The sequence below is a fragment of the Acinetobacter sp. YH12126 genome, from assembly GCF_013418745.1.
In the GTDB taxonomy this organism is placed as follows: Bacteria; Pseudomonadota; Gammaproteobacteria; order Pseudomonadales; family Moraxellaceae; genus Acinetobacter; species Acinetobacter amyesii.
In genome coordinates, this window is record NZ_VPBM01000009.1 from 1 (window position 1) to 26,288 (window position 26,288).

Annotated in this window: 23 protein-coding genes, 1 other RNA gene and 1 pseudogene; 4 read left to right on the forward strand and 21 right to left on the reverse strand. The window is 40.7% G+C overall.

The annotated features are described in order from the left end of the window. Both FTU62_RS08075 and sbmA read right to left on the reverse strand, forming a co-directional pair. On the reverse strand, window positions 1-2,950 hold a 2,950-nt coding region (locus tag FTU62_RS08075; RefSeq protein WP_180102378.1), incomplete at its 3' end, for a BapA prefix-like domain-containing protein. Between the two features lie 499 nt (window positions 2,951-3,449). Continuing rightward, complete coding sequence (gene sbmA, locus FTU62_RS08080) at window positions 3,450-4,646, reverse strand: peptide antibiotic transporter SbmA (protein WP_180102379.1); 1,197 nt, start codon at window positions 4,644-4,646, stop codon at window positions 3,450-3,452. A gap of 459 nt (window positions 4,647-5,105) precedes the next feature. Here sbmA and FTU62_RS08085 point away from each other — a divergent pair, with 459 nt between their 5' ends. Then, a complete protein-coding gene (locus FTU62_RS08085; protein ID WP_078193067.1) occupies window positions 5,106-5,300 on the forward strand; it encodes a hypothetical protein in 195 nt (64 codons plus the stop codon). Between the two features lie 276 nt (window positions 5,301-5,576). Here FTU62_RS08085 and FTU62_RS08090 read toward each other — a convergent pair whose 3' ends face one another. The 13 genes from FTU62_RS08090 to FTU62_RS08145 form a co-directional block, all read right to left on the reverse strand. Next, window positions 5,577-6,629, reverse strand: a complete 1,053-nt coding sequence (locus tag FTU62_RS08090; protein WP_180102380.1) for an AbrB family transcriptional regulator — start codon at window positions 6,627-6,629, stop codon at window positions 5,577-5,579. A 46-nt stretch (window positions 6,630-6,675) separates the two neighbouring features. Further along, window positions 6,676-8,175: a tripartite tricarboxylate transporter permease gene (locus FTU62_RS08095; protein WP_180102381.1), complete on the reverse strand. Its 1,500-nt coding sequence runs from the start codon at window positions 8,173-8,175 to the stop codon at window positions 6,676-6,678. 13 nt (window positions 8,176-8,188) lie between these two features. Continuing rightward, window positions 8,189-8,635, reverse strand: a complete 447-nt coding sequence (locus FTU62_RS08100) for a tripartite tricarboxylate transporter TctB family protein (RefSeq protein WP_180102382.1) — start codon at window positions 8,633-8,635, stop codon at window positions 8,189-8,191. Between the two features lie 54 nt (window positions 8,636-8,689). Beyond that, window positions 8,690-9,745, reverse strand: a complete 1,056-nt coding sequence (locus tag FTU62_RS08105) for a tripartite tricarboxylate transporter substrate binding protein (RefSeq protein ID WP_180102383.1) — start codon at window positions 9,743-9,745, stop codon at window positions 8,690-8,692. Between the two features lie 35 nt (window positions 9,746-9,780). Beyond that, window positions 9,781-10,932 carry a tricarballylate utilization 4Fe-4S protein TcuB gene (gene tcuB / locus FTU62_RS08110; protein WP_180102384.1) on the reverse strand — a complete coding sequence of 384 codons (1,152 nt, stop codon included), beginning with the start codon at window positions 10,930-10,932 and terminating at the stop codon, window positions 9,781-9,783. A 3-nt stretch (window positions 10,933-10,935) separates the two neighbouring features. Beyond that, window positions 10,936-12,330 (reverse strand): FAD-dependent tricarballylate dehydrogenase TcuA, encoded by a 1,395-nt coding sequence (tcuA, locus tag FTU62_RS08115; RefSeq protein WP_180024033.1) that lies wholly within the window; start codon window positions 12,328-12,330, stop codon window positions 10,936-10,938. Between the two features lie 99 nt (window positions 12,331-12,429). Further along, entirely contained in the window at window positions 12,430-13,362 is a 933-nt protein-coding gene (locus tag FTU62_RS08120) for a LysR family transcriptional regulator (RefSeq protein WP_180077346.1), read from the reverse strand. A gap of 345 nt (window positions 13,363-13,707) precedes the next feature. Then, window positions 13,708-14,712 carry a cytochrome d ubiquinol oxidase subunit II gene (cydB, locus tag FTU62_RS08125; protein ID WP_078193076.1) on the reverse strand — a complete coding sequence of 335 codons (1,005 nt, stop codon included), beginning with the start codon at window positions 14,710-14,712 and terminating at the stop codon, window positions 13,708-13,710. Beyond that, entirely contained in the window at window positions 14,705-16,135 is a 1,431-nt protein-coding gene (locus FTU62_RS08130; protein WP_180035495.1) for a cytochrome ubiquinol oxidase subunit I, read from the reverse strand. The genes cydB and FTU62_RS08130 overlap by 8 nt, the downstream gene beginning before the upstream one ends. Before the next feature lie 259 nt (window positions 16,136-16,394). Then, window positions 16,395-16,808, reverse strand: coding sequence for a DUF2946 domain-containing protein (locus FTU62_RS17405; protein ID WP_078193302.1), 414 nt, complete (start codon window positions 16,806-16,808; stop codon window positions 16,395-16,397). Window positions 16,809-17,013: 205 nt separating this feature from the next. Continuing rightward, window positions 17,014-17,886, reverse strand: a complete 873-nt coding sequence (locus FTU62_RS08135) for an MBL fold metallo-hydrolase (protein WP_078193078.1) — start codon at window positions 17,884-17,886, stop codon at window positions 17,014-17,016. A gap of 2 nt (window positions 17,887-17,888) precedes the next feature. Next, window positions 17,889-18,305, reverse strand: a complete 417-nt coding sequence (locus tag FTU62_RS08140) for a DUF6691 family protein (RefSeq protein WP_078193079.1) — start codon at window positions 18,303-18,305, stop codon at window positions 17,889-17,891. Window position 18,306: 1 nt separating this feature from the next. Next, entirely contained in the window at window positions 18,307-18,723 is a 417-nt protein-coding gene (locus tag FTU62_RS08145; RefSeq protein WP_180035493.1) for a YeeE/YedE family protein, read from the reverse strand. Window positions 18,724-18,849: 126 nt separating this feature from the next. Here FTU62_RS08145 and FTU62_RS08150 point away from each other — a divergent pair, with 126 nt between their 5' ends. Beyond that, window positions 18,850-19,161 (forward strand): metalloregulator ArsR/SmtB family transcription factor, encoded by a 312-nt coding sequence (locus FTU62_RS08150; RefSeq protein ID WP_180102385.1) that lies wholly within the window; start codon window positions 18,850-18,852, stop codon window positions 19,159-19,161. A gap of 40 nt (window positions 19,162-19,201) precedes the next feature. Here the strand turns inward: FTU62_RS08150 and FTU62_RS08155 are convergent, their stop codons facing one another. The 4 genes from FTU62_RS08155 to dsbD all read right to left on the reverse strand — a co-directional run bounded on the left by FTU62_RS08155 (window position 19,202) and on the right by dsbD (window position 23,191). Further along, a complete protein-coding gene (locus tag FTU62_RS08155; RefSeq protein WP_180102386.1) occupies window positions 19,202-19,564 on the reverse strand; it encodes a YidH family protein in 363 nt (120 codons plus the stop codon). Between the two features lie 88 nt (window positions 19,565-19,652). After that, the gene (gene dsbG / locus FTU62_RS08160; protein ID WP_180102387.1) at window positions 19,653-20,405 is read right to left on the reverse strand and encodes a thiol:disulfide interchange protein DsbG; all 753 of its coding nucleotides are present in this window, start codon (window positions 20,403-20,405) and stop codon (window positions 19,653-19,655) included. A gap of 21 nt (window positions 20,406-20,426) precedes the next feature. Continuing rightward, window positions 20,427-21,269 (reverse strand): TlpA disulfide reductase family protein, encoded by an 843-nt coding sequence (locus FTU62_RS08165; RefSeq protein WP_180102388.1) that lies wholly within the window; start codon window positions 21,267-21,269, stop codon window positions 20,427-20,429. Next, window positions 21,266-23,191, reverse strand: a complete 1,926-nt coding sequence (dsbD, locus tag FTU62_RS08170) for a protein-disulfide reductase DsbD (protein WP_257223124.1) — start codon at window positions 23,189-23,191, stop codon at window positions 21,266-21,268. Before dsbD ends, FTU62_RS08165 begins: the two co-directional genes overlap by 4 nt. A gap of 166 nt (window positions 23,192-23,357) precedes the next feature. On the opposite strand from dsbD, the gene FTU62_RS08175 reads away from it, so the two are divergent. Further along, on the forward strand, window positions 23,358-24,047 hold the full coding sequence (locus FTU62_RS08175; RefSeq protein ID WP_180102390.1) for a response regulator transcription factor: 690 nt from the start codon (window positions 23,358-23,360) through the stop codon (window positions 24,045-24,047). Continuing rightward, window positions 24,026-25,387 (forward strand): ATP-binding protein, encoded by a 1,362-nt coding sequence (locus FTU62_RS08180; RefSeq protein ID WP_180102391.1) that lies wholly within the window; start codon window positions 24,026-24,028, stop codon window positions 25,385-25,387. Before FTU62_RS08175 ends, FTU62_RS08180 begins: the two co-directional genes overlap by 22 nt. Window positions 25,388-25,431: 44 nt before the next feature. Here the strand turns inward: FTU62_RS08180 and FTU62_RS17410 are convergent. Further along, a pseudogene (locus FTU62_RS17410) lies at window positions 25,432-25,713 on the reverse strand (Arm DNA-binding domain-containing protein); the annotation flags it as partial. 184 nt (window positions 25,714-25,897) lie between these two features. Next, window positions 25,898-26,257: a transfer-messenger RNA gene (gene ssrA / locus FTU62_RS08190) on the reverse strand. Window positions 26,258-26,288: the final 31 nt, after the last annotated feature.

Sequence of the window (26,288 nt, forward strand, 5' to 3'; positions counted from 1 at the left end):
CTAGGGCTTGATCCGCTGCTGCATACGCTGCCTCAGCCGCTGCAACCAAATCTTCTACCGCTGCAATTTCAGTTGCATCATCAACACCGTTGTTGTTGCTATCCGTTACCGCTGGAATCACGATATCCGTTAACGCATCAATTCGATCTTGCAGTGCATCTTTGTCCGTACTGTCTGGCAAGGCATCCACTGCATTTTGTGCTGCATCTTTGGCATCTTGCGCATCTTTTAAGGCATCTTCTAAAGCTACTTTTTCTTCAGGTGTGATTAAGCCATCTGCATTCGCATCAGTGAGTGCATCTTCTGCTGCTTGATATGCATCTTCTGCTGCTTCAACAAGATCTGTGGCTAAATCAACTGGATTTTCTGTGCTGTCATCGACTCCGTTTTCATTCGCATCGTTGACCGCTGGAATGGTGATATCCGTCAACGCATCCAAACGATCTTGGAAGCCATCTTTGGCATCTTGCACTGCTGCAGGTGCCGATGGTAAGGCATCGACCGCATCTTGCGCTGCGTCTTTGGCTTCTTGTGCCGCTTGAAGTGCTTCTTCAAGTTCAGCTTTTTCGGTTGGGGTGATTAAGCCGTTTGCATTGGCTTCTTCTAATGCATCTTCTGCGGCTTGGTACGCATCTTCTGCGGCTTTTACTGCCGCTTCGGCATCGGCAATTTGTGCATCAACGGTATCATCAATACCGTTGCCATCGGTATCTGTCACCGCTGGAATAGTGATATCCGTCAACGCATCAATACGGTCTTGGAAGCCATCTTTGGCATCTTGTACTGCTGCAGGTGCAGATGGCAAGGCATTCACCGCGTCTTGTGCTGCATCTTTGGCATCTTGTGCCGCTTTGAGGGCTTCTTCAAGTTCGGCTTTTTCGGTTGGTGTAATTAAGCCATTTGATTCAGCATCCGCTAAGGCATCTTCTGCAGCTTGGTACGCATCTTCTGCCGCTTTCACTGCCGCTTCTGCATCAGCAATTTGCGCATCCACCGCATCATCAATGCCATTACCATCTGCATCGGTCACAGGTGGAATCACGATATCCGTTAAGTTATCGAGACGATCTTGTAAGTCGTCTTTATCTGTTCCTGCTGGCAAGGCATCCACTGCATTTTGTGCTGCATCTTTGGCATCTTGCGCATCTTTCAAGGCATCTTCTAAAGCTGCTTGTTCTTCTGCTGTAATCACGCCATCTGCATTCGCATCAGTGAGTGCATCTTCTGCTGCTTGATACGCATCTTCTGCTGCTTCAACAAGATCTGTGGCTAAATCAACTGGATTTTCTGTGCTGTCATCAACTCCGTTTTCATTGGCATCGTTGACTGCTGGAATGGTGATATCTGTCAACGCATCAATACGGTCTTGGAAGCCATCTTTGGCATCTTGTACTGCTGCAGGTGCAGATGGCAAGGCATTCACCGCGTCTTGTGCTGCATCTTTGGCATCTTGTGCCGCTTTGAGGGCTTCTTCAAGTTCGGCTTTTTCGGTTGGGGTGATTAAGCCGTTTGCATTGGCTTCTTCTAATGCATCTTCTGCTGCTTGATACGCATCTTCTGCGGCTTTTACTGCCGCTTCGGCATCGGCAATTTGTGCATCAACTGCATCATCAATACCATTGCCATCGGTATCAGTGACCGCTGGAATCTCGATATCCGTTAAGGCATCAATTCGATCTTGCAGTGCATCTTTGTCCGTACTGTCTGGCAAGGCATCCACTGCATTTTGTGCTACATCTTTAGCATCTTGCGCATTTTTTAAGGCATCTTCTAAAGCAGCTTTTTCTTCAGTTGTGATTAAGCCATCTGTATTCGCATCAGTGAGTGCATCTTCTGCTGCTTGATACGCATCTTCTGCTGCTTCAACAAGATCTGTGGCTAAATCAACTGGATTTTCTGTGCTGTCATCAACTCCGTTTTCATTGGCATCGTTGACTGCTGGAATAGTGATATCCGTCAACGCATCAATTCGATCTTGGAAGCCATCTTTGGCATCTTGCACTGCTGCAGGTGCCGATGGTAAGGCATCGACCGCATCTTGCGCTGCGTCTTTGGCGTCTTGTGCCGCTTTGAGTGCTTCTTCAAGTTCGGCTTTTTCGGTTGGCGTAATTAAGCCGTTTGCATTGGCTTCTTCTAATGCATCTTCTGCTGCTTGATACGCATCTTCCGCCGCTTTCACTGCCGCTTCTGCATCGGCAATTTGAGCATCCACCGTATCATCAATGCCATTACCATTTGCATCGGTCACAGGTGGAATCACGATATCCGTTAAGTTATCGAGACGATCTTGTAAGTCGTCTTTTTCAGTACTGTCTTTTAATGCGTCAACAGCTTTCTGAGCAGCATCTTCAGCGGCTTTGGCATCGGCAAGTGCTTGCTCAAGCTTGGTCTTTTCTTCAGGGGTAATTAATCCATCCGCTTGTGCATCGGTCAAAGCATCCTTTGCGGCTTTATTTGCATCTTCTGCTGCTTTTACCGCTTTTTCTGCCGCATCGAGTGCTTGATTTGAGTCGCCCGAACCCGATGAACTATCTGAATCATTATTTGCCCAAGCTAAAATGCCTCCAGCAGTAACTAAAGGAACTAACCACGTCCATAAACCAACTGTTGAATCTGAATAGAGTAAAGGATTAATTTCATCGATCGGATTATAGTTAATTTCAAATAATCCAGCTTCATTTGGATTTGTTTCTAATAGATATAATTTATCATCTTCTTCTAGTACAACATTGTTTTCATTTAGATTATCTGTAAAGTAATTCTCAATTATTAGTTGCTGTCCGTCTTTCATTTTTATAATTAAAGTATTTCCACTTCTCTCCATACTTAAAACATTTTCTTTTGAAGTATGTATAACAACAACAGAAGCCTCCTTTAATGAAATATTACTCGTTTGTATGTTTTCTAAAACAGAATGATGTTCTTTTGATACAACTTGGACTTGTAACATGATAATTACCCTCTGGCTTATTTATAAATATATGTTTTAAATAATTTTTTAAATCACATGCTTTATCTAGCTAATAAAAAGGCATGTGAATGGACATATAACAGTTCAGCAAAGTTAAAAAAAATATTAAAGTTTTTTTCTTTATCGCATTGTTAAGATGCTTCACACCAAACAGAAAGAATGAATTTGCACACAAATACACACCAATACCCAAAATATGTGATTTTGTTTGCATTTCAAATGTAAAAAAAAGCAAATAGAATGTGATAAAATTCAACAAAAATGTAATTTTTATAAATTAATCATCGATATGGATACAATATACATACGCAAAATTACCAAAATTACATAATAAGTATTTTTATTTACATTTTTTTATAAAATCATGAAATAAGATCTAACCTCTTTAATTTATTGATTTTATTTATTTGTAATTCTCATTAATTAAAACCATAAAAAAAACCTGTAATTAATTACAGGTCATTTTTAAGATTAAAAATTAATTATTAATTGTTTTTTCAAATGCTCTTAAACGCTTATAAATAGAAATCAGTTCAATAATGGTTGTCCACGAAGAAATCAGGTATTGGAAAGAATCACGTACACGCCCAAAGACATTTAAAATTTGCATTAATATACCGAGCGTGATTGTTCCCGCTGCAATACTTGGAAACAATACAAAGAACCCATAAATATTATCAAGCTGCATATACCAAATACGAACTAGGTTGAAATAAGCATAGTGAAAATACAGTCTAAAATAATTAAATCGGACTTTACCAAATAATTGTTTTAATGTTAGAGGGTCTGCTCGATCTGCATGATCTTCACCATAAACTAATTCTTTACGATATGCTGCTTCGACTTTTTGATTATTAAACTCCAAACCCGGTAGTTTATAACCCACCAGCATTAAAATAACCGTCCCTAATACTGCCCAAAGGACTGCCGCCCAAACCAATGCATAGGCGATTTCCCCCACGACAGGTAATTTCTTTACATGTGTTGATAAAGTTAACAGCACAGGTAGAAATGCAATTAAGGTCATCACCGATTCAACTAAGCTAACCCCAAGTCCTTCTGTGGTTCTCGCAAAACGCATCGTGTCTTCTTGAATACGCTGTGAGGCACCTTCGATGGTTCTCAGTTTTTTCCAATGCGCTGTATAAAAGTCATTCATTGCGGTACGCCAACGAAAAACATAATGACTAACGAAAAACAGGTTCAATACCGCCAGTGTGACATATACCATGGCTACATAGAGAAAAGTCAGCGTCTCTGAATATAGCGTCGCCACTTCGCCCCCACCACCTGAAAGCATCTTCTGGATCAGATCATAGAATGGGTTATACCAAGCATTGATTACGACATTACATTCCACACTAAACCAAACATTAAACAGGATAAATGCGGTTCCCCACACAGACCATCGTTGCCAAGGATTATCTGATTTAATCTTCCAAAAGGCTGCAAAAAGCGCCGTTGCTACAAAAAACCAAGCATAGAACCATAAAAATTTGGGACTCCAAAATCGGCTAATACCAATAGGCAGCTCTGCTTGATGATAATTTGCAGCTAAACCAAACATCGTACCCCAACTATTGCCACCGCTATACCACAAGACAATATTGATGACGAACCATATAAGGAATGATCCAAAAAACCATTTTGGATTTGGAAAAAAAGATTTAAACATTGGTCCTACATTTCCCTGAATCTTTGTTTTTAGTTTGAGTTGCTGATGATAAGTTTTATTTCATTAATTTTCTTGTTCAGATTGAATATTTAACGCTGTTTAATCTGAAATTTAACAATCAAATACAAGACGACACATCATTCTGTTAGCTTAAGCATGAAAATTGAAATTCACCTTAAATTCATTATTGATCATGCACTTTCGATGATCTGGTCATTGTTTGTGGAACAAAAAACACACCTTAGGACATATAATTACAGTTAAAAAGTTTGTCATATTTTAAAATTATTTTTGATATCAATAGATTAAAAAACCTTAATTTATTTAACCATTATTTAAACTTAAGTTATGGAAAATTCTAAAATATTTTCTGCGATGTAGCTCACGTCATTTACAAAACCTGTTTCTTCACCAATAATATGCTAAGTTCAATTAACAACCGATGCTTGGGGAAGTAAAATGGAAAGTGCAATTGTTGAATTACTCAAACCAATTACATTAAATAAAGAAAATTGCAGTCCTTTGGTTTTTGAAACTGGTACCGTTTTAAAAGTGATTATGCAAACGCCAGAAGGCCTTTTGGTAAGTAATGATGACAAATTTAACTTTATGATTTCATTCAAAGATAAGAATGATGTTTGGCGCGAAATTTAATTTTGACGTTAAATCTTCGAATTTTGCATAATAATGAAATTTAAAATTTACTGCTCTAAAACGGCATTAAAATAATAAGGGACTGACGAAAGCAGTCCTGAATCAAATTGATCTCACTTACTCATCTTCACTTTCAAACCATCATTTAAGACCGCTTTCTCAACTATCTTTCATTAATCTCATATTTTTCTAACTTCTACTCCGCTGTATTTAAATGCCAAGCTATAGAAAGTATTCTATTTAATTCATCTGAATCAAAGATTGAATTGGGGATAATTAAGGCTTATCTGTTGTTTTAAAAAATATTTTTTTGCTCAATTGATAAAAATAATTGGTCGTCAATATCACAAAAATCAGCCGTGATAGTTGAAACGCAACCACGATAGGCACAGCTAATCCAAGAGCTTTTGCCATTAAAGACATTTCTGCAATGCCGCCGGGAGATAAGCCTAAAACTAAAATTTTTCCATTGGCGTGACTGATATACACCAAGAACAATGCAAACAGGATGGATAATCCTAATGCCAACAAATTTAAAATGGTCGTGATGGCGATGAATTTTTTATGGCTTTTTAAAAAGCCAAAAGGAAACTTTGTGCCTAATGACCAACCTATACATATTTGTCCAAAGGCCGTAAACCACGTCGGGAATTTTAATTCCAATGCTCCGAAAAATGAAAGAAATCCCACCATAACTAATGGTCCGAGAACCCACGCATTTAATACATTGAATTTTTGAAATATTTTCGCTATCAAACAGGCCAAAGCAAATAAAAGAAGAATTTGGGCAATTCTAAAGTGTTCAATGATATGTTGGTCTAGACTCACCCAATGAATATCAAATAATGCTGCTAAAACGATTGGTACAAGCACCACAAGTGCCACAATTCTTAAACTATGTGCAGCAACGACTTTATCTACTTGCGCATGGTGATGTTCTGCGATATTCACCATTTCACTGGCACTGCCGATTGCAGAAGAAAACCACGCCGTTGCCCAATCTAAACCATTGATACGATATTGTAATCCTGCGATAAGTGTTCCCAAAATCAATGACCATAAGATGCCGAGTACGATAAATATCCAATAGGCAGAAATAGCATGGACTAGCGCTGGGGTAAAATATAGTCCCAAAACCATACCAATAATGACTTGTCCCACTTTACGCCAATGCGGTGAACATGTGAGTGGTTGGCCTATACAACCAAACAATAAAGCCGCGAGTAATGGCCCGAGCAACCACGGTAAAGGGAGATGAAGTAAATTTGCGATGAGCGCACCGATCAGTGCGCATACCAATCCTTTGGCATTTAATTTTATGATTTCCATATGATCTAACAGCAATGGTCAGACTCGCTGACCATTGCTTCTCCATTTAAGCTTTTTGCTTCTTAATGAATAGATATTTACGGACGATTGGAAAGATCAACAACAGTGCTGACATGACCCATAGTCCCATACTGATGTTACTGCTCCACAGAATACTGAGCTCACCTTGAGAAATGGAGAGTGCACGTCGTAGATTTGACTCCATCAATTCACCCAGTACAAAACCAAGAATCAGAGGTGCCAATGGAAAATCAAATTTTCGAAGGATATATCCAACAATACCGAGCCCCATACAAAGCACAAGATCGAAAACAGTGCTATGAATTGCAAATACCCCAACAAAGCTGACGGTTGCAATAATAGGAATCAAAATATAGCTTGGAATCGAAAGTAAACGCGCAAAGAAGCCAACTAAAGGTAAGTTCAATATCAATAAGATAATATTTCCCACCATTAAGGATGCAATCAATGCCCAAACCAAAACTGGTTGCTCCGTAAATAACTGCGGACCTGGAGTAATGTTATACATGGTCAAAGCCCCCATCATGACCGCAGTTGTTCCAGAACCCGGCACACCTAAAGTCAACATTGGGACAAAAGAACCACATGCTGCCGCGTTATTAGCACTTTCTGGCGCGGCCAAACCACGTAGATCACCTTTACCAAATTGACTACTGTCACCCGCCATTTTCCGTTCAGTGGTATACGCCATGGCACTCGCCACACTGGCACCCGCACCCGGTAAAATCCCTGAGAAAAACCCAATCAAGGATCCACGAATCATGGTGGCTAAAGCACTCAGAAACTCTTTGACATTAAATAATGAGCGTTTTCCTTGTTCTAAAACCACTTTGCCCATCGTGGTCCGTTCAAGCAGCAGTAAAATTTCACTGATACTAAATAAACCAATCACCACAGTTGTAAAGGCAATGCCGTCACTTAAACCCACACTATCAAAGGTAAAACGATAAACACCAGTAATCGCATCCATACCCACGGTCGAAATTGCCAGACCGATCAGCGCCATGATTAACGTTTTAAATGGTTGCGTGCTGACTAAACCCGTCAGGCAAACAATGGCAAAAACCATCAAGGCAAAGTATTCCGCTGGTCCAAAGGAAACCGCCCATCGTGCCAAAATCGGAGCAAATAAAACAATCCCAATAAAGGCAATCGTACTACCTATAAATGAGCTAAAAGATGAAAGGGATAAAGCAATACCTGCCTTACCTTGCTGAGCCAAAGGATAACCATCTAAAGTGGTCATAATTGCACCCGCATCGCCCGGTACATTCAGCAAAATTGCAGAAATTCGTCCACCATATTCACAACCGAGATAGACTGCTGCCAATAAAATTAAAGCACTATCAACGGGTAATCCTAAGGCGTAAGCAAATGGTAATAAGATGGCAACACCATTGATTGGACCCAATCCCGGCAACAGTCCGACAATCGTTCCAATAAATGCACCAATAAAAGCAATGAGTAAATTTTGTGGTTGTAAGGCAACTTCAAAACCTGTCATTAAGAAATTAAATATGTCCATGTCGTTGTCATCCCTAACCCAAGAAGCCTAGTGGCAATGGCACATCCAAAACACGGTCAAACAGATAGTAGGTACTCATACTCAGCACCAAACCCGTAATAACAACTGGTACTGTTTTCCCGTTAAAAAGTTTCCCAACCGCGATGGTCATCAGTAGCGTTGCTGCGATAAATCCCAACCATTCGAAGCAAAGCGCATACAGTGACAATGCCAATGTACATAGAACAAGTTTGCCGATTAAATGCTTATTCCAACCTAGTTCAACAGGTTCAAACATCATGGCTGGGCGCACAGTCAAATAAATGGCACTCACTGTAATTAAGCCCATCAGTAAAATTGGAAAGGCTTTCGGTCCTACAGGATCGTAGGAAATAGGCGCTTCAAAATTGCATGCGTAAATTAATAAGAAAAAGCCGCAGACCGCAATGATGGCCGTAAGAATCCGTTCAGATTTCATCATCTATCCTCGAAAACAAAAAACTGAGTTGAAAAGGCATTCAACTCAGCGTATTTGTTATTTTGATAATTTATATTCTTCTGATAATTGACGCATTTCAGCCGTTTGCTTATAGACATAAGCACTAATTTCTTCACCTGTTAATTCAAATGGCAACAGATCCTGATTTTCTCGAACGGCATCAAATTTTTGATTGGTCATCATTTTATCAAAGGCATTTTTCCACCATGCATATGCCTCATCACTGACCTTTGGCCCCATGTAGAAACCACGAATCACAGGCCATTCCAAGTCATAACCTTGTTCCTTCGCGGTTAATAAGTTAGAAAATTTACCCGCTAAACGTTTATCTGAAAACACTGCTAGAACGCGGATATTACCCGCTTCGAGATGCGAGCCAATTTCACTCACATTCCCCACGCCCACTTGAATATGTTGACCTAACAAGGCTGTTAATACTTCGCCACCGCCTTCGAGAGCTACAAAACTCAAGTTGGCAGGATTTACCCCAGCCTTTTTAGCCAAAATTGCCGTTTGCATCCAATCTTGACCACCCACACTGCCAGCACCACCAAAACTGATCCCTTTTGGATTTTCTTTTAGCGCCTTCATCAGATCCTCCAGTGTTTTTAATGGCGAATCCTTATGCACTGCCACTAAACCGTAATCAACAGCTACACCCAAAAGCCACTTCACATCTTTCTCGGTAAAATTACCAAATTTACCTTGAGCCAAATTCAGTAAAGAACCAGTTGAAAATGCGATGACCGCATTGTTATTTGCTGGATCATTATTCACAATTTTATTGTAAGCAACGGCCCCAACGCCGCCTGGCATATAGGTCACACGCATGGGGTCTTTTAATACTTCTGTTTCTTTAAAGCCGGATTGGATCAGCTTACAGGTCATATCAAAACCACCGCCCGGCTTTGCAGGGGCAATACATTCTGCACGTTTTGGATGACCTGGATCTTTTAAGGCATTGCCTGTGCCACAGCCAACGACAGCAATACTGGTGCAAGCGACGGCTAACCATTTTAATTTCTTCATTGTTAAAATATCCTTATAACGTTGTAGTCCATTTAAAAATTCAATTTTCTTACCTATAGCCATCATCGACCTCCATGGTCCGGTTGTGGTTTGGGTGCTTACTTGGTTTTTGAATTCGTTTTAAGTTTTGCGACACGTTCTTCGACGGCAAATTTTAGTAATGCGGCACTTCGGTAAAAGCCGTGCGCAAACTTACCAAAAGGGATCGTCAAGAAGAAAGTCATAACGGTTGCAAGATGAACAATCAGCAAGAGAGCCATTGCGGAACTATCGCGAAATACCAATAACGCCAGACCTGTAATGCTGATCAGCAATAACAGGAAGATAAAACCACGGTCCATTGGTTTTTGTTTTGCATCACCATGCATCGGATGTCGTTTAATATTGAGATGAAGCAGCCCGATCGGTCCAATGATCAGACCAATACCGCCCAATGTACCCAAAATCACCGGTAAACTGGTGTAGGCATACGGTGCTTCTAAGCCTAAAAAGTAGTGATACATCGTCGCGACACTGGTTGCCATAAAGCAAAGTAAAAATCCATACATCGTAAAGTGATGGAAAACACGGCGGATTTGTGTATAACGATCATCTTCCTCATTACAGCCTTTACCATGTCCACCATCTAAATATTTTAAGGTCAGGACATTTTTTGACGCTTGTAAGATATCGGGTTGAGCAACGCCTTCTGGAATAATTTTTGAAGTTTGTTTCCAAAATTTTGCTATTCCCAAGCCCAAAAGCATAAAAGCTAAGATAAATACAGAGCCAAATAACACGGCAAGAAAGTTATGCGGAAAAATTGCATAAAAATTCCCTTGATATTGACCAAAGATATTGGTGCCATTGAGCCAAACACCCAAGAGCATCAGTAATGCAAAAAATACCGACATCGCAGAAACTAGCGGAATTCCGGTCTTTTTATAAATCGCACCAAAAGATGCAGGAACTGCAAATTCTTGATAGGTTTCTAGGCGAACTTGTGCCATGGCTTGAGGAATATTGACGCCAAATTCATGCGGAGGCGCATACTGACAGGCATGTAAACATGCGCCACAGTTGTGACATAAATTTGCCATGTAATGAATATCGGCTTGCGTAAACTCAAGTCTTTTGGTCATTGCAGGGAAAACCGCACAAAATGTCTCGCAGTAACGACATGCATTACAAATCTGTAAAGCCTGTTTTACTTGCTGTTCATGATCCGAGAGCTGCACAACTGGTATTAAGTTTTTAACATTTGCATTCATTCTTTAAACTCCCAGTTTAAATGCAGCTTGAGCCGCATTTTTTCCTGCAATCCGACCAAATGTCGTTCCAATCGACATACCTACACCGGCTGTGTAGCCTTGCCCAAGTACATTGCCTGCCATCATTTCGCCTGCAACAAATAGATTTGGACTCGCGACATTTTCAAAGCGCACAGCGGCATCATCTTCGACTTTTAAGCCCAGATAGGTGAAAGTAATGCCTGGACGTAATGCGTAGGCATAATATGGCGGTTGGTTTAAAGGAACAGCCCAATGTGTTTTTGCGGGCGTTAAATTCTCGGTATGGCAATTATCCAGTACGGTGTGATTAAACTCACCCGCTACACAGGCTTGGTTATAGTCCTTCACTGTTTGAACTAAAGTCGCAACATCTAGATTTAATTTTTCTGCCAACTCTTCGATCGTATCTGCCTTAGTACCTTCAAAGACTGGTGGCATAAAACGCCCAACCGATTTTGAATCAATAATTGAATACGCAATCTGACTTGGCTGTTTTGCAACTAAACGCCCCCAAATGGCATAACGTTTCGGCCAGAAATCTTCGCCTTCATCATAAAAACGTTGCGCATTTTTATTAACCACGATACCAAGCGAAACACAGTCAATACGGGTGCAAATGCCACCATCGTAGAGCGGTGCGCGGGCATCAACTGCGACACAATGTGATTGAGATGGGTCGCCAATAATATCTGCACCCTGATCAATCATGAACTTTAATAAGTTGCCTTGGTTAAAACGTGTGCCTCGTATAATGAAATGATCTGCAGGCCATTCTCCATTTTCATTTTGTCCCCACGCTTCTTTTAACCATTCGCGATTGGATTCAAATCCACCTGCAGCTAATACACATGAAGCGCCGTCAAAACGCGTGCCATCTTCAGCAATTGCAGCAATAAATGTCCCATCTTCAATAATCAGTTCATTGATTTTTGTGTTGTAGCGAATCTCGACCCCTAAATCTTTTGCACTTCTAAAATAGGCATTTACCAAAGCTTTACCACCGCCCATAAAAAAAGCATTGGTCCGTGCTACATGTAAGGCACCTGATAACGGTGGTTGAAAATTTACCCCATGTTGACGCATCCAATTACGGCAAGTTGCCGTCGTGCGAATCACTAAACGCGCTAAATGCTCATTGGTTTTACCTGCAGTCACTTTGAGTAAGTCCTGCCAATATTCTTCTTCTGGGTAGGCATCGACTAATACATCTTGAGGTTCATCATGCATACAACGCAGGTTACGGGTATGTTGTGAATTTCCACCGCGCCATTCCTTTGGTGCTGCTTCTAGCAATAAAACTGAAGCCCCAGCCTCCCTTGCTGTCAGTGCTGCACATAAAGCGGCATTCCCACCGCCAATTACAATTACATCATGCATTCGATGTCTTCCCTTTCGAATTTGATGTAATTTAAGACCAAAACTGCCTAGCGCTGTGATAGGCAACTTTTAAATAGGTGTTTAGTAAAATTAAATAGGCTAAAAGTCTAATAGCTCTGCACTTGACCATAATCCTTTATTGATCAGCTGCTTAACACAAATTTTAATTGCTACTTTGGTGGCGAGACTTGCAGGAGAAAGCTCTTCTTCTGCAATACTAATAAGATAATTAATTCGATCCAGCACTGGTTCGACTACTTTGAGTAAACAAATATCTGATTTGAGATAATCAAAATGTGCACTGACAGGTTGAATGGTCGCCATATTTAAGTTGCTGACACAGTTCATGAGTAAGTGTAAACCATCAACTTCATAATTTACGTCCAGCCCCTCAACCTTTTGATCTATGAATTTACGTAGTCCATGTCGTTGGCTTGGTAATACCAGAGGCAAACGATTCACATTTTCTAAATCAATTTTTCCATTTTCAATGCAGTGTTCAAAGCCATACTCTTTCAGTAAAGAACGATTTGCCATAAGAAACATTTGTTCTTTTAATAACGGTTGTACTGCCCAATTGGCATCGACATCTTGGGTAAAAATAATGGCAATGTCGAGCTGTCTTGAGTTGACTAAATTGGTTAAATTTCCCGAGAGACTTTCAACTAAATGAATTTTAATATCAGGATAACGCTCTGACATGAGCTGCATAAATGGTATGCCCAGAACTGACGCTATACTGGGTGAAAATCCAACGCTGACATGACCCGTCAGACGAGATGAGTGCGCCGCCTCAATGGCATATTGCACATGACGTAGAGAAAGTTGAGCTTGCTTAAAAAATGCTAAACCCGCTGGCGTGGGCGTCACACCTGTAGAATTTCGCTGTAATAAACGTGTGCAAAGTTCATCTTCAAGTTTTGCAATTTGTTGACTGAGTGCCGATGTGCCAACCTCAAGTTTTTGTGCAGCTTTGCCTAAACTTCCAGATTCTACAATGGTGATGAAATATTTGAGCTGTTTAAGTTCCACTCACGCTCCTTAAGATTTTTTCATGCTTCATGTTAGTTTTAACAATATAGAAGCTAAAAAAACAGAAAAATCATTCAAAAGAAGTATTGAATATAAAAAAAATATATTTTATGTATTTCGACACTTTAAATTGTCATATTCTACCTACTCAATTCACCTTTAGTCCCTCAAAAAAATCCACTATCTTACCCGGCAAGATAGTGGATTCAGATTTAAGGCATAGGTTCTAGTAAGCCCACTGCACTAGCAGTCTAAAGAACCCTGCGAGAAGCGCCAAACTCAAGACACCACCAAGCCATAGCACAATAAACCAGCCTGCTTGATTCAGTTTCATGATGATTCTCCTTAATGATAGCCATCATCGCCGACACGAACTTTGTCACGGAACACCCAATACGACAGTGCGGTATAGAACAAAATAATCGGTATCAGCACCAATGCTCCAATCAAGGCGAACAATTGACTACTTTGCGGTGCTGCTGCCTGCCAAATGGTGACGGATGGTGGGATGATATTTGGCCATAGACTGATTAAAAACCCTGTATATGCCAGCACAACTAAGACAAGTGTATAAATAAATGGCGCAAATTCCTGACGTCTTTTACAGGCACGTAAAGCCAATAATGTGAAGATCAATACTAAAATCGGCACAGGGCTAAAATAGTACAGTTGCGGCAAGCTAAACCAACGATTTGCAATCTCTGCATGTACCAATGGGGTGTAAATACTCACTGCAGCAAAAATCACAAATAAGGCGATAATCAGTTTGGGCATGAGGCTAAACATATGATTTTGAACACGTGCATCAGTTTTAAAAATCAGCCAACCACAGCCTAAGGTGGCATACAGCACCACTACAGCAATGCCGGTAAAAATTGAAAATGGGGTCAACCAATCCAATCCGCCACCACTATAAATACCATTGGTGGTTTCAATCCCTTGGATATAAGCACCTAAAATCATACCTTGGAAAAATGATGCCAAGATCGAGCCCCAAATAAACGCTTGATCCCATAAATGTTTGGTGCGGTTCGCTTTAAAACGAAACTCAAAGGCGACACCACGGAAAATCAGTGAGATGACCATTAAGATAATCGGCATATACAGCGCAGAAAGCACAGTCGAATACACTAATGGAAATGCCGCAAATAAGCCTGCACCACCTAAAACCATCCAAGTTTCATTGCCATCCCAAACTGGTGCAACGGTATTCATCATCACATCGCGTTCTTGGCGATCTTTTACTAAAGGAAAAAGGATACCAATCCCTAAATCAAAGCCATCGAGTACCACATAAATCAGCACACCTACAGCAATGATTACTACCCAAATTAAGGATAAATCAATCATGGTTTTTCTCCTGTGGTTGTACTTCAAGCGACTCATCAATCGTACTCATTGGACGATTTGATGCACGAATGACCTCACCATCACTATGGGCTTGAGAATGAATGAACTGTGGTCCTTTAACCATCAATTTGAGCATGTAATAAATCCCAATACCAAATACGATGCAGTACACGATCACAAAGATTATTAAGGTTAAACCGACTTGTTCTGCCGATACTGGTGACAAGGCGTCTTTGGTACGCAGTACGCCATACACGACCCAAGGTTGACGACCGACTTCTGTGGTAAACCAACCAGCAAGCAAGGCAATAAAGCCTGAAGGTCCCATACATAAGGCAAATTTGTGGAGCCATTTTGACTCATAAAATTTCCCAGTTTTACGCAACCATGCACCCATCAGAGCAAGCAAAATCATCAAGACTCCCATACCGACCATAATGCGGAAGCTCCAAAATACTATGAGCGAGTTTGGTCGATCTTCAGGGGCAAATTCTTTTAAGCCTTTCACCTCTCCCTCTAAGGTGTGCGTCATGATCAGACTACCGAGGTTCGGAATGCCAATTGCATACTTGGTTTCTTCCGCCTCCATATCAGGAATACCGAACAAATATAACGGCATGCCATGATCTTTATTAGTTTCCCAATGTCCTTCAATTGCAGCAAGTTTCGCAGGTTGATGTTCTAAAGTATTTAGACCATGCATATCCCCCACAAATACCTGTAAAGGTGCAAGTGCGAGAATCATCCACATCGCCATAGAAAATGATTTTTTTACTAAGGCATCACGGCGACCTTTGAGTAAGTGCCATGCTGCAGTAGCAGCGACCAATAAGCCAGATACAAGGAATGCTGCTAGAGCCATATGCGCTAAGCGATAAGGGAATGATGGGTTAAAAACGATAGCAAACCAATCTTGCGGCACTATAATGCCATTTTCAAAGCTGAAGCCTTGTGGAGTTTGCATCCAGCTATTGGAAGATAAAATCCAAAACATGGAAATACAGGTGCCAATTGCCACCATCAGTGTGGCAAAGAAATGGGTTTTAGGACCCACTCTTCCCCACCCAAACAGCATAATGCCTAGGAAACCCGCTTCTAAGAAGAAGGCACTCAAGACCTCATAACTGAGTAAGGGGCCAGTGACACTACCCGCAATACGAGAGAATTCACTCCAGTTGGTGCCAAATTGGTAGCTCATGACTACCCCTGAAACTACTCCCATTCCGAAAGACAATGCAAACACCTTGATCCAAAATTGGAACAGATCTCGGTAAACGGGATCTTGTGTTTTAAGCCAACGCCATTCTAAGACCGCAAGAAAACTTGCTAGCCCAATGGAAATTGCAGGGAAAATAATATGAAAAGAAACTGTAAAAGCGAATTGAATTCGCGCCAATTCAAGTGCTGTCAAACCTAAATCCATGTCTATCACCTTATTGTGGAATTATGCGGTGAACCACTAACGGCCCATAATTTCGGGACTGCTTTAGGAAAGATAGATCAGTACGATGACGCAGACTGTTGTGAATCTGTTGGGATTTGATCAATTGTTTTAGCCTAATGATATAGGCGAACCGATTCTGTTCGCATCCGCTAAACGGTGCAAAAATATAAAGTTTCATAAAATCACTCTTTAAATACCGAGGTAAATCAACAATTCAAATTGTTGGTCTGATTAGGATTTAAAGTGTGTGTGGAGGTGCCCTACCTTGTGGAAGTAAGTAAAGCCTTTGCAGTGAGAAATATACATGTCGGAAAGCATCTTTATAGAAACTTAGACGGACTTGAATCTTATCGATGATTTCAACTATCTCAAAATCAAAAGGTAGGACAACATCACCATAGACGGTACAGTATTGGCATTGATGGTTATGTCCATTGTGATCGTCGTGATTATGATCGTGGGTCAGATGATGAACAAGTTCGTTATACGTCTCATGTACGTGTTTGTGCTTTTCTGGGGACAGTAAATTATGTGTAATAGAGAGACATACCGGAGCAATTTGAAATTCTTCGGGTAATAGCGGTTGTAAATATACTGCGATTTGCAAAACTAAAGTTAAAATTGCAAAAAACAGTCCACTCTGTCTTAGCAACATATTCTCTCAACAGATGCCAACGAAAGCAAAAATACTTAAAAGGCAGTGCTGGCTTGAAATCCGATCATACAAGTCAGCTTTATAGAATAAATATACCTAAAATACCAAGATCTTTAAAGTGAATATTCACTTTAAAGATATAAATATTAATTTTTAAGATAAAGACATAAATAAGTCTTTAATAATTTGAAATACAATATTTTTAGGTTTTAAAAAAATTAAGCGGTAACTTTAAATACGACACCCCATTTTCTTCAGGTTCGGGAAATTGGCCCGCTTTCATATTGATTTGAATCGACGGCAAAATCAGTTTAGGCATACTTAATGTTGCATCCCGCTCATGACGCATCTGCACAAATTCAGATTTTGTAGTTCCCTCATGAATATGAATATTGTGCTCTTTTTGCGTTTGAATATCGGTTTGGCAGTGATATTCATCACGCGTTTTTGGCAAATAGTCATGGCACAAGAACACCCGGGTGGACGCTGGCAATTGATACAGTTTTTGCACCGAATCAAATAAGGTATCTGCACTACCACGCGGAAAATCACAACGTGCTGTGCCATAATCTGGCATAAATAAAGTATCACCGACAAAGACTGCATCACCCACTACATAACTTAAACATGCAGGCGTATGACCTGGTGTCGGGATGTTATATGCCTCTAGCTCACCAATATGAAAATGCTCATGATCATCAAATAAATAATCAAATGGTTGTTGAGCATTAAACTGCTTGATATCTAAATTATAAATGGCACTAAAGGTTTCTTGCACCAAGGCAATATGATGACTCATGGCAATTTTGCCACCGAGTACAGATTTTAAATATTGTGCTGCAGTCAAATGATCGGCATGCACATGGGTTTCCAAAATCCAATCTACTTTTAAATCTTGCACTTTGACATATGCAATGATTGCATCAGCATGGGTTGTCGAGGTGGTTGCCGAAGCCGCATCATAGTCCAAAACACTGTCAATGATAGCGCAGCGCTTGGTTACCGGATCACTCACCACATAACTAAATGTATTGGTCGCTTGATCAAAAAAATCCTGAACAATCGGTTGTTGCATAGTTAAGCTCCTGACCATTTACGGTGAATCAACACGCCTGCAAGCATCGCCACTATAAAATATAAAACTTGATAATGCCCTAAGCCAATTAAGGTGAAACTTGGCGCTGGGCAAATGCCGGCAATCCCCCATCCTGCACCAAATATTAAGGCACCGATAATAAGCTTTGAATCAATTTTATTGTTACTTGGTAAATCAATCTGCTCATTAAATACTGTGGTTGGTGCACTGCTACGTACCGCTTTTTGGAATGGAATAAATGCCACAGCAATTGCCCCCATCATGACAAAGGCAAGGCTTGCATCCCAATTACCAAATATGTCTAAAAAATCGATCACTTTTTGCGGATTAGACATGCCAGAGAACATCAAACCCACTGAAAAAAGCGAACCAAATACAAAAGCTAAAAAGTTTTTCATTTTAGAATGCTCCAATCAAGTGACGAACGACATATACAGCAATAAAGCCTGCAAACATAAAGGTCATAGTTGCAATGATGGAACGTTTAGATAATCGGCTGATCCCACAAATACCGTGACCACTGGTACAACCAGAACCTAAGCGGGTACCAAAACCCACCAGTAAACCAGCAATAATCATCATTATTGGGCTAGCAGACACGATAATCTCTGGTTGTACAAAAAGACCATAAATAAATGGCGTGATGATCAAGCCTGAAAGAAACCACACTGCAGGCGTTTTAAAAATCGTCTGTGGATTCAGTACCTGCGCAATCAAGCCACTGATGCCTGCAATACGCCCATGGACATACAAATAACCCACCACTGCTATACCCAACAGAGCACCACCAAGAAACGCTGTCACAAAATCATGCATAGTTAATGCGCCATAAAACAATATTTAAACTTATATTATATAATGTTATATATTAATCAAGTCATTTTATGTTATTATCTCGATATACTTTGCTCCTTTTGCTTTTTATGATTCAGGTTAGACGTTATGAACATCGCATTCGATAACTTAAAAATTGAATTTACGCAGGTTGATACCGTTTCCAATTGTTTGAAAGTGTTATCAAATCCGGACCGTTTAAAAATTTTATGTGTGTTGATCAATGGCGAATTAAATGTTCAGCAAATTGAGGAATGTACCGATATTCATCAGCCGACCCTATCACAACAATTGACCGTTTTACGGAACAATAAAATTGTTTCGACACGTCGCGAAGGCAAACAAATTTATTATCAATTAGCAGACCCTAAAGTGCTGGGTATTATGCAAACGCTGTATCAATTGTACTGTCAGGAATAAACATTTTTGTGCATGCTTTTGTATGGAAGCTCAACCAAGTTTAGTAAATCCAAAATGAGATGATCAGTAAAAACCCAGTCAGCATGGTCAATAAATTCAGCCACACGGGATGTTGGGTCTGATAATCCGCAATAAATTCCTGTTCGGTTAATGAGCTCAATCCTCGACGATATTGCAAAATTGAGGCAAAGTTCACCAATAAACCAAATACAATCACGGCAATGCCAAGCCACTGTCCATAGATAATTTTGTGCTGATATTGCTCAGGGTGCAGTAGTTGTAGCAATACATTTGATTTTTCAATCACAAAACCAAAGGCTATCAGGGCTAAACCACTGCAGTTCCATGCCAATGCTGTACGTTCCAAAGCGAACAATACGCGTGGATCTTGTAAATTTGACATTGCGCCCCCTGATGTTTAAGTCGTTGACGTTGAGCTTAGCATGATCTTAGACGCGCTGTTGTGTTGGCTTGGTGAGCATCTATTTTCCTTATTTTTCAAAGATTTCTTTGAGATCACTCGGCATCCCTTGTGCAGACTGGAAGTTACCCTTGCTATCACGCCAAGCAATGGATGGTGTTGAGAAGAAACCATATTTGCCCATTAAGCTTTGGTTAAAATCAATTTTTTCTGCAATCTCTAAAGGAATATTTTCAGCTGGTTTAAGACGATTTTTGCCACGATTGATATTAATGTCATTAAATACGGCTGTTGGATTTTTTGACATGAGTAAAGTTGCCACCTGAGCACGGCTTTCTTCACGAATCACACCCACTTGAATATGACGTAATTGAACCTTGCCTGACTCTACCCAAGGACGTGCTTCTTGCCAAAATTTATGGCAATACGGGCAATTGGGATCAGAGAACACATAGACGATACGTGGTGCATCGCTTTTGCCATCTTGAATCCAAGTTGAACCTTCTAATGTTTTCCATACATCATCCAAAATGGCTTTTTTCATATGCGTTTCAATTTGGGTGTTTGAAAGATTATTGCCTTGAGCATCAAACAACTCGCCTTTGATGTAATACTTGCCATCATTGGAAATAAAAATAGTATTGGAATATTGGTCTTCATGCCCCACCCAACCGTTTAAACCTTCAGGTGCAGGAATTTGTTTGACAAATTGAAAGCCTTCTTTTTCTAGTTGTTTTTTAATTGCATTCGGATTGGCACTGACACCACATGCCACCATCAACAGTGTTCCGATGAGTAAACTGGTTTTAAGTAAAGTCTTCATGACACATATTCTATAATAAATTTATGGGTTAATTTTCTTGAGATATTGTTGCAACATGGCTTGACTAAGTTCGCCTTGATGACGCTCAACCAACTGTCCCTGTGCATTAAAAAATAAAGTGGTCGGTAAACCAAAACTGTTCAGTGCCTGTGGCATTTCACCATGTGCATCCAGCAGAACGTGTTTAAAACTGAAGTGATGTTTTGTGAGATAAGCACGGACGGTATCGACCTCTTCGCCTTGATTGAGCATGACAAAATGCACCTCAGGATATTGATCCTGCGCACGCTGTAATACAGGCATTTCACGATGACACGGCGGACACCAACTCGCCCATAAATTCACAACCGTGGGCTGACCTTGAAATTGTTTTAGCGCAATGATTTCTGACGGATCTTGATGGGCAAGCTTCAGACTTGGAAAACTCAAACTTGGATAATGGCTATCTTGATACATGATTTTTTGTACTGTCCATCCTACCCCCATAAGCATGACAAAGATCAGTAATAAAATGGCCTTGGCTTTTTTTGTCATGGCTGAGTTTTTCCACCAAAACCACGCACTTCCTGTCAGCACACCGCCTATTAGATGAAAACCTTTGTCTTGAATTTTCAGCATATCAATGGGCGATGCGAGATAAGACTCCATATTCAATCCAATAAAGATCAAGCGTGCACCAAGTAATCCGATCCAAACACTGCTCCAAATCGAATCTTGGAAACGCTGTTGGATTTCGGTTGACCACTGTGCTTGTTGCCCGATTTTTCGTCCAACCATGGCAGTGATCAGCAAAGCCAACACCAAACATAATAATGCCCATGGCAACATCAAGGGTCCAAGATGCAGTGCTTCATTCGAAATCATGGCGGTGTACCTCGGTTTAATCGGCTCAAGAGTTGCTCTGCACTAAAGGTACCCGTCAAACGTAGATTACGCTGTTCTTGATGCTGTACATCTAAGAAAATCATGGTTGGAGGTCCTAAAATCTGCCAGTCTTTCAGCACAATATCTTGACTTGCTTCATATTCGGTTAAATCGAGTTTGATTCGAGCAACAGCATCTAAAGCTGTTTGTACATCGGCACGAGGCATCACCTCTTTTTCAATCGGCTGACAAGCCACACACCAATCAGCATACACATCTATGAGTACTGCTTCTCCTTTGACTTGATTGAGTGCCTGTTCAAGCTCGGCTTGGGTACGTACTTTTTGCCATGCGACTAATGATGTGGCTTGTGTCGTACTCAGTTGTGACCATGCTTGCGTGATATACCATCCACCCGATATTGCGGTCGCTAAGCTCATAACAATGAACAGCAGTTGCGTCGGCATTTGTGAAATATGCGGACGAATCTTCCATAAAATGTAAACCGTGATACTGATGAATAAGAGTCCCATCAACGTCAAATAAACCACACTCGGCAGTAAAGGACGCAGGAAATACACCGCCAACAACAGCATGACAAAACCGAAAGTGAATTTCAGACGATCCATCCACACGCCCGGTTTGGGTAAGTACTGTGCACCAAACACACAGGCAATCAACAATGGTAAGCCCACACCTAGACCTAGAATAAACAGGTAACTAGCCCCCATCCACGGTTCAGGCAATTGCGCAACAAACAGCAAAGCCCCTGCCAATGGCGCACTCATACAGGGTCCGACAATTAGCGCAGAGATCATGCCCATAATGAATGAACCCCATAAGGTTCCACCTTTTTGTCGTTGTTGCCATTGATCTAAACGCTGTAATACACCTTGTGGTAAAGACAACTGGAATATGCCAAATAAATTCAATGCAAACAGCACGAACATCACGGCAAATAACCCAATAAAGATGGGACTTTGTAACCAACGTTGGAAGTTATAGCCAAGTCCAGCCACAGCTAAACCCATCAAGGCATAAATCAATGCCATTCCGACCACAAAGACACCTGCAATCATGCCGGCACGATAGCCACGATGACGTTGCACTAAAATACTGGATAAGATCGGAATCAATGGTAAGGAACAAGGTAAGAATGCGAGCAATACACCTAAACCTAAAAAAATGATCAGATTCAGTGCAATATTGTCTGTTGAAAGTAAATAAAAGAAGTACTGATCATTGTTCCAATCGGCCTGCTTCGTACGCTGTTCAGCATTCGTTGTAGTCACAGATTCAGAACTTGCCTGCATCATCAAGGCATCGTCTAGCTCTGGCGTACTGGCTTCGCTAGGTTCTGTTAAAGTAGTCACTTCAGAAGAGGGACTTAAACCATTTTCATCTTCTTTGATTTCTACTGTATTTGCTGGCGTTACAACGGTTACAGTTTCAGTGTTTTTCGCCTGTAGTTCTACAGGTATTGCAGTATTGGGTAATGACGACGATGTGACTGCATCTAATAATTTCTTTTGCGTTGTACTTTGCTGACTCAGCTTGCTTTCAGGCAATAATCCATCGCCATCGGTGTGAATGGTTGTACGCTGTACTGGATAACATAAGCCACTTTCGGCACAGCCTTGCCATTCAATTTTATAGCTTTGATTGGGTTGCATGGCGACAGTCGCTTGCACTTGCCCATAATGTACTTCAGTCATGCCGAAATTAGGGTCATCTTTTTGCTGTGGACGAGGCAGTTGCAGTGATAATGCTTTGCCATTTTCAATGACTTTAATCTGATCATGATACAGATAATATCCATCAGCAATACGCCACGTGAAGCTGGCTTGGTCTTGCGCTGTGGATACAGCCTGAAAAGAAAATGCTTGATCAGGAGGTAAAAAATCAGCGGATGCACTTTGCATACTCAAAATGCTGAATATTCCACACAACCCTACTAACCCTATACGCATAGATGACTTTAATACCCGACATAAATCTATTTCAGTTGATTATGCAAAAGCATAAATTAAGGGAGCATTAACAAGATAAATCATTTATAAAATACAGGCAGGAAGTCAGGAAAACGCTATGTTTGTTGTTTTGGTTGAAGATGATCCATATATTGCCTCAAGTATTTGTGCCACATTGGATTTTTTAAATATTTCAGTAGAACATGTGAGTCATGCGCGTGATGCAGATTATTTTATCCGCCACAGTGCGGTCGATCTATGTTTGCTGGATTTAGGCTTACCTGACCAAGATGGTTTAGACTTACTGCGATCATGGCGCAGAGATCAGATCCATATCCCTGTTTTGGTTTTAACCGCACGGTTACAGACCCAACAATGTGTTGAGGCATTAAATGTCGGTGCCGATGACTATTTAACCAAGCCTTTTGAACTGGATGAACTAATTGCACGGGTTCATGCACTCACCCGACGTCACCGCGGTTTTTCATCGAATGTCATTCAATTTGACCACTTAAAGCTCAATAAAGACACTCAAGAAGTCCATTATCAAGATCAGATGATTCAGCTTTCACGCCGTGAATACAGTTTGCTTGAAACCTTGATGAGCCATCCAAATCAAGTACTTAAAAACGAAGTGCTGTTAGACAAGTTATACGGCTTTCAAGATAGCATTGAAAGTAATGCCCTGAATGTCCATATTTATCACCTAAGGCAAAAATTGAATGCGGACTATATTCAAACCATTCGTGGTGTCGGTTATATGTTTAGAATTGCTGAGTCAATCCCATGCAAAAATCACACAGCTTAAAATGGCGCTTGGTCAGCAGTCTTTTGGCCTTGATGATCGGCTTATGGAGTGTAGTATTTGTTTGGCTGTATATCGACTTACAAAAACGTCTACAGGAGACTCTAGATCAACGTCTACATGCCTCCGCACAAATGGTGGCACGGCTAATTCAACAATTACCAGTGCAAAGCTTGGATGAGTCTGCCTTAGCCCAACAACTTCATTCCACAGACCAAGAACAATTGATCGCGTGCGAAGTATCATTATTTAGCTCTGACATCAGTGTAGGACAGCATGTCATTGCCAAAACACGCGGTGCACCGAAAGATTTAAGTCAGCAAGCAGTTGGTTTTAGTACTTGGCAACAAGGTGAGACGCAATGGCGCAGTTATGTGTTACGCCGTGGTGAGATTCAAGTGGTGGCTGCAGAGCGTATGTTTTTGCGGGAGTCTTTGCTAAAACAGATTTTGCAATCGGTCTTAATTCCGCTGATCTTGTCATTATTGTTGTGTATCGGCTTAATTGTTTTGATTATTCGTCGGGAATTTAAAGCCTTGGATCAGGTTGTAAGCGATTTAAGTCAGTCTAATTTATCGCTCAATGAAGCAAGCCAATATTTAACGAGCTTAGATGCCAATACCATGCCCTCAGAGGTCTACCCTTTTGTGCAAAATTCGAATCGCTTAGTCCATAAACTGCATCAAAGTCTTGAAAATGAAAAAGTCTTTAGTGCATACGCTGCGCATGAATTACGGAGTCCTTTAACCGCAATTAAAACCAATGTGCAATTGGCACAACTGATAGCGAAAACGGACGGCAATATGAAATTGCAATATAGCTTGGATCAAGCAAATCAAAGTGTCCGTCGCTATGCTGATTTACTTGAGCAATTACTGATGTTATCGAATACCGATCAATCTATTGAACAGATCAAAGCAAGCATTCAGGTACAGCCCATTATTGCCAAAGTACTTGATGATTTAGCACTAATTTATCCTGAAGCAACAGCTAAAATTCAGGTCGATTGGCACAGTCTTGGTGATTTGATATTACCTGAATTTGTCTTGTATTCTGTTCTTAAAAATCTGCTTGAAAATGCCTTATTGCATGCAAACGCTGATGTGATTGAGGTGAGCATGCAGAAAAACACTTTACACATTCAAGATAACGGCCGACATTTAAATGCCGAAGACATTCGTTACTTAGGGCAACGTTTTTGGCGTAAATCGTCTCAGCAGAAAGGTCATGGACTGGGCTTATCTTTGGTCAAAATAATGCTGCAACAATATGCTTATACCATCCAATTTGAACCGAATTTTCCTAAGGGATTAAAGATTGCACTGTTATCTCAAGAGTGTTGAATAAAGCAGATTATCATTTTTAGATCATGACTATTTATTCTTTGATTCTCAACGACCACTTTAAAAAAAAGCTTGATATATTTGTAATAGACTGACTTGTAATACATTTATTTCAGCTCAAGTGCAAGCTCCCTTGCTTTCTTTAAACTCATGTCTGGATATAGACCGAGTGACTCCGACTTACGCTCACCATGAACGGTATAACGTACATTCCAGTATTTTTGCCCTGCAGGTGTCACCAATAATGACAAACCATTTTCATCTGAAATACGATAACGCTTATCTTGGGGCTGTGCTTTTCTGCATTCAGTATCCGTGAGTTTCATCTGCATATACCCTTTATCTAGACTAAAAATAATTGGGGAAATTTTCCCAATAATTACCCGCAGAAGGCAAAAATTGGGTCACACAGCTTAGGACAGAATCGGACAATACAACCAATAAAAAAGCCCTTAAACATTGAATTTAAGGGCTTTTTTACATTCAGACGAACATCTCTGAATTGAATTTTGGTGGAGATGGCGGGAGTTGAACCCGCGTCCGCCAGCACTACGCTCGAGAATACTACATGCTTAGATATCGTCTATTGATTTAGCTCTTTGTGACCCGACGAACAGGGTACAAATCGCGATCCTTTAAGATTTAGTATAAGACCCCAAGGCTTGATCTTATACGGACTTGTGTGCGTTCGCTTCAGTCGGGACCCCTAACCACAAGTATTCAGGGATGCGGACAAGCTGCCCTTAGGCAGCTAGAGCGTAAGTTTCGTCGTTTGCGACTAAAATATGCAAATTTGATTTACGAGAGAAAATGCGCTCTCGACATGCATCTATGAGTTTCATCACCAGCGTCGAAGCCAGAAACATCCCCAAAGTAGCGTCATCATAGCATAACTTCAAAA

Excerpts from the sequence above, each read along its gene's own strand:
- sbmA (WP_180102379.1), bottom strand. The coding sequence starts at position 4,646 with ATGTTTAAATCTTTTTTTCCAAATCCAAAATGGTTTTTTGGATCATTC.
- FTU62_RS08085 (WP_078193067.1), top strand. The coding sequence starts at position 5,106 with ATGGAAAGTGCAATTGTTGAATTACTCAAACCAATTACATTAAATAAA.
- FTU62_RS08090 (WP_180102380.1), bottom strand. The coding sequence starts at position 6,629 with ATGGAAATCATAAAATTAAATGCCAAAGGATTGGTATGCGCACTGATC.
- FTU62_RS08095 (WP_180102381.1), bottom strand. The coding sequence starts at position 8,175 with ATGGACATATTTAATTTCTTAATGACAGGTTTTGAAGTTGCCTTACAA.
- FTU62_RS08100 (WP_180102382.1), bottom strand. The coding sequence starts at position 8,635 with ATGATGAAATCTGAACGGATTCTTACGGCCATCATTGCGGTCTGCGGC.
- FTU62_RS08105 (WP_180102383.1), bottom strand. The coding sequence starts at position 9,745 with ATGGCTATAGGTAAGAAAATTGAATTTTTAAATGGACTACAACGTTAT.
- tcuB (WP_180102384.1), bottom strand. The coding sequence starts at position 10,932 with ATGAATGCAAATGTTAAAAACTTAATACCAGTTGTGCAGCTCTCGGAT.
- tcuA (WP_180024033.1), bottom strand. The coding sequence starts at position 12,330 with ATGCATGATGTAATTGTAATTGGCGGTGGGAATGCCGCTTTATGTGCA.
- cydB (WP_078193076.1), bottom strand. The coding sequence starts at position 14,712 with ATGATTGATTTATCCTTAATTTGGGTAGTAATCATTGCTGTAGGTGTG.
- FTU62_RS08130 (WP_180035495.1), bottom strand. The coding sequence starts at position 16,135 with ATGGATTTAGGTTTGACAGCACTTGAATTGGCGCGAATTCAATTCGCT.
- FTU62_RS08135 (WP_078193078.1), bottom strand. The coding sequence starts at position 17,886 with ATGCAACAACCGATTGTTCAGGATTTTTTTGATCAAGCGACCAATACA.
- FTU62_RS08140 (WP_078193079.1), bottom strand. The coding sequence starts at position 18,305 with ATGAAAAACTTTTTAGCTTTTGTATTTGGTTCGCTTTTTTCAGTGGGT.
- FTU62_RS08145 (WP_180035493.1), bottom strand. The coding sequence starts at position 18,723 with ATGCATGATTTTGTGACAGCGTTTCTTGGTGGTGCTCTGTTGGGTATA.
- FTU62_RS08150 (WP_180102385.1), top strand. The coding sequence starts at position 18,850 with ATGAACATCGCATTCGATAACTTAAAAATTGAATTTACGCAGGTTGAT.
- FTU62_RS08155 (WP_180102386.1), bottom strand. The coding sequence starts at position 19,564 with ATGTCAAATTTACAAGATCCACGCGTATTGTTCGCTTTGGAACGTACA.
- dsbG (WP_180102387.1), bottom strand. The coding sequence starts at position 20,405 with ATGAAGACTTTACTTAAAACCAGTTTACTCATCGGAACACTGTTGATG.
- FTU62_RS08165 (WP_180102388.1), bottom strand. The coding sequence starts at position 21,269 with ATGATTTCGAATGAAGCACTGCATCTTGGACCCTTGATGTTGCCATGG.
- dsbD (WP_257223124.1), bottom strand. The coding sequence starts at position 23,191 with ATGCAAAGTGCATCCGCTGATTTTTTACCTCCTGATCAAGCATTTTCT.
- FTU62_RS08175 (WP_180102390.1), top strand. The coding sequence starts at position 23,358 with ATGTTTGTTGTTTTGGTTGAAGATGATCCATATATTGCCTCAAGTATT.
- FTU62_RS08180 (WP_180102391.1), top strand. The coding sequence starts at position 24,026 with ATGCAAAAATCACACAGCTTAAAATGGCGCTTGGTCAGCAGTCTTTTG.